Origin of the sequence: Streptomyces sp. NRRL S-337 (assembly GCF_000720175.1) — a bacterium.
In the GTDB taxonomy this organism is placed as follows: Bacteria; Actinomycetota; Actinomycetes; order Streptomycetales; family Streptomycetaceae; genus Streptomyces; species Streptomyces siderophoricus.
Genome location: NZ_JOIX01000022.1, coordinates 47552 through 59464, shown reverse-complemented (window position 1 = coordinate 59464; position 11913 = coordinate 47552). Strand labels below are relative to the sequence as shown.

The following is an 11913-nucleotide window of genomic DNA, read 5'->3' as shown; positions in this document are numbered from 1 at the left end:
GTGCACCGAGGAGAGTGAAGGGCGGGCCGGGGGACGGGCGGTGTATCACCGGTCCGGGTGCGGAGGGGGCGGTACGGCGGTGGACCGGCCGGTGGTCCCGGGGGACGGCGTGCCGCCGCGGCGGATGCGGGTGGCGAGCCACAGGTCGAAGCGGTCGTCCGGGTCGTCCAGTCGGCGGCCCGTCAGATCCATGGCCTTGTCGAGGCGGTTGCGGACGGTGTGCCGGTGTACGCCGAGCCGGCGGCTGGTGGCGTCCCAGGCGCCGCCGGTCTCCAGCCAGGCCGCCAGGGTGGCGATCAGTTCCTCGCCGTGGTCGGCGAGGTCGAGCGGGCCGAGCACGGTGTCGGCGTAGCCCTGCAGTGTGCGGCGGTCGCCGAGGTCGAGCAGCAGCCGGCTGGCCTGGCTCTGCCGGGCCTCGGCCGGCTCACCCGACGCCCGGCTGACGGCCAACAGACCGGCCGCCTGCCGCAGCGACACCCGTACTGCCTCCGGTGCGGTGACCGGCCCGATGCCGGCCGGTCGGCGCGGCGCGAAGCGGGCCAGTACGTCGCGGATGTCCAGGTCCTCGCCGACCACCGCCTCGACCATCAGGCCGGACGGCCCGCCCGGTGTGCGGTCCGGTGCACCGGCCGGGGTGCCCTGGGTGGTGCCGGCCGGGGTGCCGTCGGTGGTGCGGCCCGGGGTACCACCCACGACGCGGACCAGTCCGCCCGGCATCGCCAGGGCGAGATCGGCGGCCATCTCCTGCGCGGCGGACTCGGCGGTGGACCCGTCGGCGGGTTCGGGGGCCGCCGGACCGGAACCGGCTCGCGAGGCCCGCGTGCGCGCGTCGTCCCCGCTCACCGCCTCCACCACCACGCCGCGCACCCGCTCGGTCGTCAGCCCCACCGAGTGCAGCATGTCCCGGGCCCGGCCGGGTGCCGGATGTTCCTCGGCCAGCAGCTCCGACAGCAGCGCCGACCGGCGTCGGCGCTCCGGCTCGTCGCGCAGGTGGCGGCGCTCCAGCTCCAGTGAGAGCAGCGAGACCAGACCGGGGACCACCGACCGGGCGGCGTCGTCCGGACGGCCGGTGAGCAGCAGCAGGCCGCGCAGCCGCCGCGCGCCCAGCGGCTGCACCTCCAGCTGCTGCCCGCCGGCCGTACTGGACGCGCTGCCGCGCAGCCCGCGCGCGGCGACCCGGTCGAGCAGATCGCGGGCCTGGGCCAGTGGGGTGCGCGGCTCCCGCTCGCCCGCCGCCAGCAGCCGCCCGAGCGGATCGAGCACCGCCGCGCCGACACCGGTGGCGGCCGTCCACTCCGCAAGCATCGGCCGCAGCCCGTCGCCGGCCGCCGCCGCAGTCAGCCGCCGCTGGGTGGCGAACGCCCGGTGCAGCGCCGCGCGCTGCTCGGTGGCCCGGGCGTCGAAGACCGCCTTGGTGACCGCGATGAACGGCACCTCGTCCGGCACCGTCAGCAGCGGCAGCCCGGCCTCCTCGGCCGCGGTCACCAGCGGCTCCGGCGCCTCCTGGTACGGCAGTCCCTGCCCCAGCCCGAGCGCCAGGCAGGCCGCCCCGCCCTCGGCGACATCCCGGACGTACGCCCGGCAGGCGGCCGGTTCCATGGGCAGCAGCAGGCCGATGGTCATCAGCAGTTCGCCGCCTTGGAGCCACTTGCCGGGCGACAGCAGGTCCGAGACGGTCGCGGCCTCGATCGGGCGGGCCAGCAGGTGCGGCGGCACGTCGTAGGTGACCGAGAGGCGGAGGTCGGGCCGGGCCAGCAGGTCCGAGAGATGCAGCGGCACAGACATAGTGTCCACCACATATCTGTTGGGTGGACGATCGGGCGAGAGCGAGTCCCGGTCGCCGAGTCCCCTGGTCACCGAGTCTCCGGTCCCCAAGTCCCCCGATCACTCAGGCCCTCCGCGGCGCCGACCCGGCGTCGCCCCCGGCCTGCTGGTCGGCGGGCGCCCCTGCCTCCCACGAACCGGCCGCCCCCGGCCGCCCCGCCGCCCCCGGCAGCCCCGCCCGCGCCGGATCACGGGCCCAGGACCGCCACCGACTCCGGAGGCAGGCGGAGGACGCCGTCCGCCCCCGGCAGGCGGGCCGCCGGCCAGCCCGCCAGGGCCGTGAGGGCCGGCCGTGGGCCGCCGGCCCCGGCCGGGAGCGGCACCGCGGCGGTCGCTTCCGACGAGAGGTTGACCGCCACCCGCAGCGGGCCGCGGCACAGCAGCAGCCAGCGCGCCTCCTCGTCGAAGCGGACCGAGGTGTGCCGGGGATCCGGATCGGTCAGCGCGGGCAGTTCACGACGGAGCGCCAGCAGCGTGCGGTACCAGGCCAGCAGCCCGGCGTGCGGGGCCACGGCCGGCTCGGACCAGTCCAGTACGCAGCGGTCACGGGTGGCCGGATCCTGCGGGTCGGGCCACTCGGCCCTGTCGCCCGCCCAGGCGTGCTCGGCGAACTCCCGCCGCCGGCCGGCCCGTACCGCCTCCGCCAGCTCGGGGTCGGTGTGGTCGGTGAAGTACTGCCAGGGCGTGCGCGCCCCCCACTCCTCGCCCATGAACAGCATCGGGGTGAACGGCGCGCACAGCACCAGCGCACCGGCGCAGGCCAGCAGGCCGGGGGAGAGGCCGGCGGCGAGCCGGTCGCCGAGCGCCCGGTTGCCGATCTGGTCGTGCGTCTGGGCGTAGGCCAGCAGCCGGTACGCCGGGGTCCGTCGCAGGTCCAGCGGCGCGCCGTGCGGCCGGCCGCGGAAGCTGGAGTACGTACCGTCGTGGAAGAAGCCGCCGGTCAGGGTCTTGGCGAGGGCGGCGAGCGGGGCCCGTGCGAAGTCCGCGTAATAGCCCTGGGACTCACCGGTGAGGGCGGTGTGCAGGGCGTGGTGGAAGTCGTCGTTCCACTGGGCGTGCAGGCCCTGGCCGCCGCTGCCGCGCGGCGCGGTCGTGCGCGGATCGTTCTGGTCGGACTCGGCGATCAGGAACAGCGGGCGGTGCAGCCGGCCGGCCAGCGCGTCCACGGCGGCGGACAGCTGGGCCAGGAAGTGCGGGCTCCGGTCGTCGTGCAGCGCGTGCACGGCGTCCAGTCGCAGCCCGTCGAGCCGGTAGTCGCGCAGCCAGGACAGCGCGCTCCCGAGGAAGTAGGCGCGGACCTCGTCGGAACCGGGCGCGTCGAGGTTGACCGCCGCGCCCCACGGCGTGTGGTGGGTGTCGGTGAAGTACGGGCCGAATTCCGGGAGATGGTTGCCGGACGGGCCGAGGTGGTTGTGCACCACGTCGAGGACCACGCCCAGGCCCAGGCCGTGCGCCGCGTCCACGAACCGCTTCAGCCCCTCGGGGCCGCCGTACGGCTCGTGCACCGCCCAGGGCGCGACCCCGTCGTAACCCCACCCGTGGGTGCCCGGGAACGGACAGACCGGCATCAGTTCGATGTGGGTGATGCCCAGGTCGGCCAGGTGCCGCAGGCGCGCGGCGGCGGCGTCGAACGTGCCCTGGGGGGTGTACGTCCCGATGTGCAGCTCGTACAGGACCGCGCCGGGCAGCGGGCGGCCGGACCACGGATGGTGCCAGGCGAACCGGTCGTGCTCGACGACCGCGGCCGGGCCGCCGGGCCCCTCCGGCAGCCGGGCGGCCCGGGGATCGGGCAGCGCCGGCCCGTCGTCGAGCCGGAACGCGTAGCGGTCGCCGTCGCGGGCCGGCGCCTCGGTACGCCACCAGCCCGCGCGGGCGTCGTCCGGCGCCATCGGAATCTCCGGTTCTGTAGCCCGCTCGCCCGCCCACCGGAGAGCCACCCGCCCGGCGCGCGGCGCCCACACCTCGAACAGCACGGCCGTCCTCCTTCGTTCGCACCCGGTCCGGACGACCCAAGCACGCCGGCGCGCCGCCCGACAGCCCGACGTGGCGGCACGGGCCGACATCGCGCCAATGCGCGCGTCCGTTCCGGGGAGGTGACGGGCCGTTCGACGAGCCGTCCGGCACCGCCCGGGGCCGCCCGGTGCCGCGCACCGGCCTCGCCTGGACAGCGGCTCGCGGGAGCCCGACAATCACGGCATGACTTCGCTGGAGTTCCCCGCGCGTCCGGCGCGGCCGTCGGACGCCGACCGGGAACGCGCCCTTGACCTGCTGCGGGACGGCGCGGCGCAGGGGCGGCTGTCCCAGGACACCTTCCTGCGGCGGCTGGAACTCGTGCTCACCGCCCAGGAGAACGCCGAACTCGACGTGCTCACCGCCGACTTGGCGAGCCGCGGCAAGGTCCAGGGCACCATGCTGCGCATGGTCGGCCGGGTCTCGGCGTTCCACCTCCGGGTGCGCCGGGCCTGGCGGATGGAGCGGCTGCCCAAGCTGCTGCTGCCCGAGCCGAGCCCCCTCCCGCTGGTCATAGGGCGGGCCCCGGGCGTCGGCCTGCGACTCAACCACGAGACGGTCTCCCGCGCACACGCCGAGCTGCGCAGCGCCGGAAAGGGCTGGCTGCTGCGCGACCTCGGCTCCACCAACGGCACCTGCGTCAACGGCCGCCGGGTGGTCGGCGAGGTCCCGGTCGGCCCCGGCGACCACATCACCTTCGGCCACGTGGACTACGTCCTCACGGAGCGCTGAACCCCCGCCTCCGGGACGTCGGAGCGCACCCGACGGTCCCCCGACGGGCTGGACGTCCACACCCCTTCGCCGTGCGTCAGACCGGGCAAGTCCCGCTGGACCTGCGGCACATGACGCGCCGCGAGGGCCCCGCTGATCAACCAGGACCGTCGGCCGCCGGTGGTGTGGTCGAGCTCCGCGCCGAGCGCCGCGAGCCGGGCGGTCACCGGCGCCAGCGCGTCCACCGGAACCTCCGCCTCGAAGGCGTGGTACGGCTCGTAGACCCGGGTGCCGGCCCGGTCGAGCGCCCGCAGCAGGACGCCCGGAGTGACCGCCCGGAAGTCCCCGGCCGTGCTCACCGGCCCGATGAACCCGGACCGGGTCAGCACGACCCGGCAGTCCGTCACCGCCAGGCCGCGCGGACCGCTGCGCAGGGTGGCCAGCACGGTCTCCTCGACGGCCTGGTGGAAGCCGTGCGGCAGGGCGCCCAGTTCCGTCTCGTAGGTGAAGACCGGGCCGGAGCCGCGGGCGCCCGGCTCGACCCGCAGCCCGACCGTGGCCCACGGCCCGGTGTGCCCGCGCCGGGCGATCTCCGCCAACGCCTCTCCGACCCCGCAGGGCCGTTCCACGCACACCACCCGGCTCGGCGCGAAGCCGGCCTCGATGCCGTACTCCTGACGCAGCGTCGCCGCCAGGACCTCCTTCTGCACCTCGCCGTGCAGCAGCACCGACGTCGCACCGTCCGGCGCCGGGCGGACCGCCAGCAGCGGGTCCTGGTCGGCCAGCGTCAGCAGCGCGGCGCGCAGGGCGGCGGCGCGCTCCGGGGCGCGGGCGTGCACCACGGATTCGAGGGTGGGGGAGGGGAAGTGGGCGGGGCCGTCGGGGGTGTCGCCGGGGGGACCCAGCCGGTCGCCGGTCCGGACGCCGGGCAGCCCGCGGACCACCGCGATGTTGCCGGCGGTCAGCGGCCCGTCGTCCCCGGGCGGCCGCCCGACGACGTCGAGCGCGGTGATCCGCCCGGTGAGCGGCCCGCCGCCGGCGCGGTGCAGCTCGACCCGCTGCCGGGCCCGCAGCTCGCCCGCGAACAACCGGAGGTACGCGGTCCGCTCGCCCTGCGGCGGCTGGTGCACGGCGAAGACGGTGCCGCGCGGCGGACCGCCCGGCGTCACCGGCGCCGGCGGGATCAGCCGGACCATGCCGTCGACCAGCGCCCGCACACCCTGACCGCCGAGCGCCGAGCCGAAGAACAGCGGATGCAGCGAACCGTCGGCCGTCCGGGCGGACAGCGCCGCCCGCAGCTGCTCCGCGTCCGGCGGCGTGCCCTCGACGAGCCGGGCCAGCACCGACTCGTCCACCTCCGCCACGGACTCCGCGATCCGCTCGCGCGCCTGCGGATCCGCCGGTGCGTACGGCACCGCGCGGGCCTGCGGGGTGCCGAGACCGGTCACGGACGTCAGGGGCACGACGGCCGGGGTCAGCAGCCGGCGGATGTCGGCCACCAGTTCCTCCCCGCGGGCGCCGGGCCGGTCGATCTTGTTGACGAAGAGCAGGGTGGGCATGCGCAGCCGCCGCAGCGTCCGCATCAGCACCCGGGTCCTGGCCTGGACGCCCTCCACCGCGGACAGCAGCAGCACGGCGCCGTCGAGCACGCCGAGGGCCCGTTCGACCTCGGCGATGAAGTCCGAGTGGCCGGGGGTGTCGATCAGATTGACCTGGACGTCGCCGACGGTGAAGGAGGCGACCGCCGAGCGGATCGTGATGCCGCGCTGCCGCTCCAGCTCGCCGGTGTCGGTCCGGGTGTCACCGGCGTCCACACTGCCGAGCCGGTCGATGACGCCGGTGTCGAACAGCAGCCGCTCGGTGAGGCTGGTCTTACCCGCGTCGACGTGGGCGAGAATCCCGATGTTCAGGGTGTGCGAAAGGTGCATGGAAGGGGGTGTCCTCGAAGACGGTCGTCCGGATGGGGCGAGGGGTCGTTCCGAGGAATCCGCGCATTCCGTGCTCCAGTTCGGTCATTTCCTGTGTACCGGGCCATGGTGTCAGCCGTGCGCCGGACCGCAACCGAATTGAACGGGCGGCCCGGCGCACGGTGCCGGTGCTCGCTGCCGGCGGTCAGTGCTGGTGCAGCCCCCGACCGGCCAGCGTCAGGAAGGTCTCGCCGACCGCCTCCGACAGCGTCGGATGGGCGTGCACGAGCTGCGCCACATCGGACGGTTCGGCGTCCCAGGCCACGATCAGCTGGCTCTCCGCGATCATCTCCGAGACCTGCGGTCCCACCAGATGCACGCCCAGCACCGCCCCGGTGGCCGCACCCGCCGCCCCCTCGGCCGCCGCGATCACCTTCACCAGGCCACCCTTGCCGTGCACCATGCCCTTCGCGGTCGCGGTCAGCGGCAGGGTGTTGACCTGGACCGCCAGCCCCCGGGCCCGCGCCTCCTCCTCCGTCAGACCGACCGAGGCGGTCTGCGGTGAGGAGTACGTCACCCGTGGCACCGTCGCGTAGTCCACCGGGCGGGACGGCACCCCCGCCAGCGTCTCGGCCACCAACAACCCCTCGGCGAACGAGGCATGGGCCAGCCCCAGGGACGGCGGCGGCAGCAGGTCCCCCACCACATGGATGCCCGGGACCTCGGTCTCCAGCCGCGACCAGTCCGCCGGCACCACGAACCCCCGCTCGTCGGTGGCCAGCCCGGCCGCCGCCAGTCCCAGCCCGTCGGTCACCGGCGCCCGTCCCACCGCCACCAGCAGGCGCTCCGCCTCGACCACCACCTCCTCCCCCTTGGAGGTCCGTACGGTCGCCCGGACCCCGTCCGGAAGGAGATCGGTACCGACGAGCACGGAACTCGTCCGGACCGCGATACCGCGCTTCTTCAGCCCGCGCGCCAGATGGCGGCCCACATCGGCGTCCTCCAACGGCAGTAGCCGCTCGGCCGCCTCGACGAGCGTGACCTCGGCCCCCATGGACCGGTGGAACGAGGCGTACTCGACCCCGATCGCGCCCCCGCCCAGCACCAGCACCGACCCCGGAAGCTCCGCCGCGAACAGCGCATCATCGCTGGTCACGACGGTCCGCCCGTCCGCCGCCAGCCCCGGCAGCAGCCGCGGCCGGGACCCGGTGGCCAGCACGATGCCACGCCCGGCCGTGAACTCCCCGGCGCCCTCCACATGCACCGTACGCGGCCCGGTCAGCCGCGCCGTACCCCGCAGCACCCGCACCCCCGCGGTCCGCAGATGCCCCTCCACGCCCTGGTGGTTGCGCGACACGATGCCGTCCCTGGTGGCCACCAGCGCCGGCCAGTCCAGCGCGTCGACACTGGCCTTGACGCCCCATCGCTCCCGGGCCTCCGCGATGCCGTCCACCAGCTCGGCGGCGTGCAGCATCGCCTTGCTGGGGATGCAGCCGCGGTGCAGACAGGTGCCGCCGATCAGATCCCGCTCGGCCAGCACCACCCGCAGCCCCAGAGCAGCGGCCCGCAGCGCCGTGCTGTACCCGCCGGTGCCCCCGCCGATCACGATGACGTCGGGTGCGGTGAATCGATCCCTCTCACTCATGGGCCCAGCCTCCGCCCACCTGCACCCATGAGTCCAAGGCAATGTTTTTATGGAGCTGATGAGGAATCGTCATGCCGGCGCGGCGGGAGCAACGGTGAGCAACGACCGCGGCGCCGCAGACACCCACGGGGAGGCGCAGCCATGAGCCTGCGGCAGATGGAATACCTCGTAGCCGTGGTGGAAGAGGAGTCCTTCACCCGCGCCGCCGAGGCCCTGCACGTCACCCAGTCCGCCCTCTCCCACCAGATCAAGGCACTGGAACGGGAGGTCGGCGGCCCGCTGCTGGAGCGGATGCCGCGCGGCGTACGTCTGACCGCGATGGGCCGGGCCTACTTCCCGCACGCCGAACTCGCCGTGCGCAGCGCCCGGCAGGCCCGGCGCGCCGCCCTGGCCGCGGGCGGCGCCCGGACCGGAGAACTCCACATCGCCACGGTGCACGCGCACGCCCTCGGCGTGCTGCCGGAGGTCTGCGCCCGCTGGGCCCGGTCCCACCCCGGCGTACGCCTGGTGCTGCACGAATACGCCACCACCGGTGAGCTGGAGGAACAGATGGCGCGCGGGGTGGCCGACATGGCGCTGGGGCCCCACCCCAAGGACTGGCCCGGGCCGGTCAGCGTCGTCGGAAGCGAGCGCATGGTGCTCGTGGTCCCGCGCGGCGATCCGCTCGCGGACCGGGCCTCGGTGCGGCTGGCGGACCTCGCGGACCGGCCCTGGGTGCGCTGCAGCCTGGAGCCGGTGGTCGACGGCCGGCGCTGGCTGGACCTGGAGTGCGAACGGGTCGGCTTCACCCCGCGCACCGCGGTCCGCACCCAGCACACCTCGACCGCCGTCCGGATGGCCTCGGCGGGCGTCGGGGTGCTGCTCACCGCGGCCCACGAACTGACCGGCCTGGACTGCGCGTCGGTGCCCACGGACCCCCCGTGGCGGCGCGACATCACGGTCTTCTCGCGGGTCCAACTGACCGGAGCCGCCGCGGAGTTCACCGACCTCCTGCGCACGACCGGCGCCACGGCCACCTCCCCGGCGGACACCCCCTGAACCAAAACCACGGCCCGCCCCGGAAGGAGGGCGCCCCGGCCCGTCACTCCCGTTCGAACAACGCCACCGGCGACCGGGACAGCAGCTCGCTCAGCCCCACCACCTCTCCGCCCGGCAGTTCCCGCCCGGTTCCCCCCGACAGCGCATCGCGCCAGGGGCCGCCCGGCGGCATCCGCAGCCCGGTGTCCCACCAGCCGCCGGTCTCCACCAGGCGCAGCGACAGCCGGGTCACCACCGTCAGCACCCGCCCGGTACGGCAGAAGGCGACACAGTGCTCGGCCGCCGGCCCCTCCGCGTACACCGGGGTGTACGAACCGGCCGCGCCGAACCACTCCGGATGCGCCCGCCGCAGCCGCAGCGCCGCGGCGGTCAACCGCAGCTTCTCCCCGGCCAGATCGAGCGGCGCGCCCGCACCGTCCGCTCTTCCCTCCGTCCCGCCGTCCAGCTCGGCGAGCAGCTCAGGGCGGAAGGCGGCGGGCCGCCGGTTGTCCGGGTCGACCAGTGCGGAGTAGGTGAGTTCGGTCCCCTGATAGAGGTCCGGGACGCCCGGCATCGTCAGGTGCAGCAGCGCCGCACCCAGGACGTTGGCGCGGATGTACGGCGCGAGTTGCGCCGTCAGCGCGGCCAGCGGCGCGGCCGTCACGCCGCACGGCCCGGTCCGTACGAACTCCGTCACCGCCTCCTCGTACGCCGCGTTCGGCTCCGTCCACGAGGTGCGCAGTCCGGCCTCCCGCACGGCCTTGAGGACCGCGGGCGCCACCCGTCCCCAGCTCTCGCTGGGTGGTGCCCCCGTGGCCGCGGGCCCGTCGGCGGTGGCGCCCAGGCCGAACGCGGTCTGCCAGGCCAGCCAGGAGACCATCGGATCGGCCGGCCCGGCAGCGGGCAGCAACGCCGCCCCGGCGCCGCACACCGCGTCCTCTCCCATCCCGGCCAGCACGTCCCGCCACCGGTCCGGGCACTCCGACAGCACCGCGATCCGCGCCCGGACGTCGGCGCTGCGCTTGGTGTCGTGCGTGGAGAGCACCGTGCCGGTCGCCGGCCAGTCCCGCTGGATGCGGGCGCCGTACGCATGGAACGCCTCCGGGCCGAGCGCGGGCTCACCGGGGTCGCCGCCCACCTCACAGGCCGACAGCAGCACCGGATAGCGGTAGAAGGCGGTGTCCTCCACGGACTTGGCGTGCAGCGCGGACGCCGTCTGGGCGAAACGGGCGGCGAAGTCGGCCCGGTCGAGCCGGTCGGCCCGGTGGGGACCGTCGGTCCGGTCGGGACGGTCGGTCCGGTCGGCCGGGTGGGGACCGTCGGCAGCGACCGGCGCCTCGCCGAGCGCCGCTTCACCGTCCGGGCCGACGCCGAGCGCGAGATCGTGGATCAGGTCCACCGCCCGGGCCTCCTCGGGCACCCGGAACGCGGTGCGCGCCCCGGCCGCCGCCCGGCCCAGCATCGCCGCGTCCTGCACCGCCCGCGAGGCGTCGCCGGCGTACGGGCGGTAGACCGGCAGCCGGACGAGCAGTTCCCGAAGGGCCTGCCGCAACGCCCACGGCGCATGGTCGCCCGGCCGCGGATCGCGCGCACTGATCCGGGCCGCGGTGCGCACCAGCCGCTCCACCTCGGCCGCCAGGTCATGGCTGACCACCTCGTAGGCGGCCCGGCGCACCGTCTCCTCCCAGTCGCCACCCTCGTCGGCCAGCGGCGTGACGAAGTCCCGGTAATGGGAGAAGAGCCGCCCGGCGCCCTGCGGGCAGACGAAGAGCCCGTCGATGTGGCGCAGCGCGTCATAGCCGGTGGTGCCCGCGCACGCCCAGCTGCCGGACAGCCGCTCCTCGCCCGTGAGGATCTTCTCGACGACCGTCCAGCGCCCGCCGGTGGCCTCACGCAGCCGCGCCAGATAGCCCAGGGGGTCGGCCAACCCGTCCGGGTGGTCGATGCGCAGCCCGTCGATGACGCCCTCGCGGATCAGCCGCAACACCGTCGCGTGCGTCGCCTCGAAGACCTCCGGCTCCTCGACGCGCACCGCGATGAGGTCCGAAATGGTGAAGAAGCGGCGGTAGTTGAGCTCGCTGCGGGCCAGCCGCCACCAGGCGAGGCGGTACCACTGCGCCTCCAGCAGGTGCGGCAGCGGCAGTTCCTCGGTACCGGGGCGCAGCGGGAAGACCTTGTCGTGGTAGCGCAGCACCCCGTCCTCCGGATCGACGCGGAGGTGCCGTGCCTCGTCGCCGATCCGCCCGCCCAGCACCGGCAGCAGCAGCCGGCCGTCGTGCCCGCCGTCCCAGTCGACGTCGAACCAGCGGGCGTACGGGGACGCCGGGCCGTCCCGCAGCACCTCCCACAGCGGCGTGTTGAGAAACGTCGACCCCGGCACCGCCATGTGGTTCGGCACGATGTCGACGACCAGTCCGAGGCCGTGCGCCCGGGCGGTCGCCGCCAGTGACCGCAGGCCCGGCTCGCCGCCCAGTTCGGCCCGTACCTCCGTGTGGTCGACGACGTCGTACCCGTGCGTGGATCCCGGCACCGCTTCCAGCACCGGCGACAGGTGCAGATGGGACACGCCCAGTGCGGCCAGATGGGGGACCACCCGCTCGGCGGCCGAGAACGGGAAGTCCGGCTGGAGCTGCAGCCGGTAGGTGGCGGTCGGCGACAAACTCGAGGGCTGCGTCATGGGAACACCCGTACCCCGCCGACGGCCCGTTCTGTCATCGCTGCGCGGCATTGGCGTCGTCCTTTCCTCCAACGTGCCGCGCCGGGGCGGCAGGCCGCTTCGTACGTCCGGTGCGTACGGCG

At 75.3% G+C, this 11913-nt stretch carries 7 protein-coding genes; 2 read left to right on the top strand and 5 right to left on the bottom strand.

All coding sequences use genetic code 11. The features are described from left to right. Nucleotides 1-45: 45 nt before the first annotated feature. Entirely contained in the window at nt 46-1785 is a 1740-nt protein-coding gene (locus tag IG62_RS0118265) for a PucR family transcriptional regulator (RefSeq protein WP_030803647.1), read from the bottom strand. A 227-nt stretch (nt 1786-2012) separates the two neighbouring features. Next, nucleotides 2013-3797, bottom strand: a complete 1785-nt coding sequence (gene treZ, locus IG62_RS0118260; RefSeq protein ID WP_030803643.1) for a malto-oligosyltrehalose trehalohydrolase — start codon at nt 3795-3797, stop codon at nt 2013-2015. Between the two features lie 223 nt (nt 3798-4020). On the opposite strand from treZ, the gene IG62_RS0118255 reads away from it, so the two are divergent. Further along, nucleotides 4021-4566, top strand: a complete 546-nt coding sequence (locus tag IG62_RS0118255) for a DUF1707 and FHA domain-containing protein (RefSeq protein ID WP_030803640.1) — start codon at nt 4021-4023, stop codon at nt 4564-4566. Here IG62_RS0118255 and otr(A) read toward each other — a convergent pair. Beyond that, on the bottom strand, nt 4545-6473 hold the full coding sequence (otr(A), locus tag IG62_RS0118250) for a tetracycline resistance ribosomal protection protein Otr(A) (RefSeq protein WP_051798217.1): 1929 nt from the start codon (nt 6471-6473) through the stop codon (nt 4545-4547). The two genes, IG62_RS0118255 and otr(A), sit on opposite strands and share 22 nt — an antisense overlap. A gap of 184 nt (nt 6474-6657) precedes the next feature. Beyond that, nucleotides 6658-8097 (bottom strand): dihydrolipoyl dehydrogenase, encoded by a 1440-nt coding sequence (gene lpdA, locus IG62_RS0118245; RefSeq protein WP_030803633.1) that lies wholly within the window; start codon nt 8095-8097, stop codon nt 6658-6660. 141 nt (nt 8098-8238) lie between these two features. On the opposite strand from lpdA, the gene IG62_RS0118240 reads away from it, so the two are divergent. Then, nucleotides 8239-9135, top strand: coding sequence for a LysR family transcriptional regulator (locus IG62_RS0118240; protein WP_030803631.1), 897 nt, complete (start codon nt 8239-8241; stop codon nt 9133-9135). A 43-nt stretch (nt 9136-9178) separates the two neighbouring features. On the opposite strand, the gene treY is transcribed toward IG62_RS0118240, so the two are convergent. Then, nucleotides 9179-11791: a malto-oligosyltrehalose synthase gene (gene treY / locus IG62_RS0118235; protein ID WP_030803628.1), complete on the bottom strand. Its 2613-nt coding sequence runs from the start codon at nt 11789-11791 to the stop codon at nt 9179-9181. Nucleotides 11792-11913: the final 122 nt, after the last annotated feature.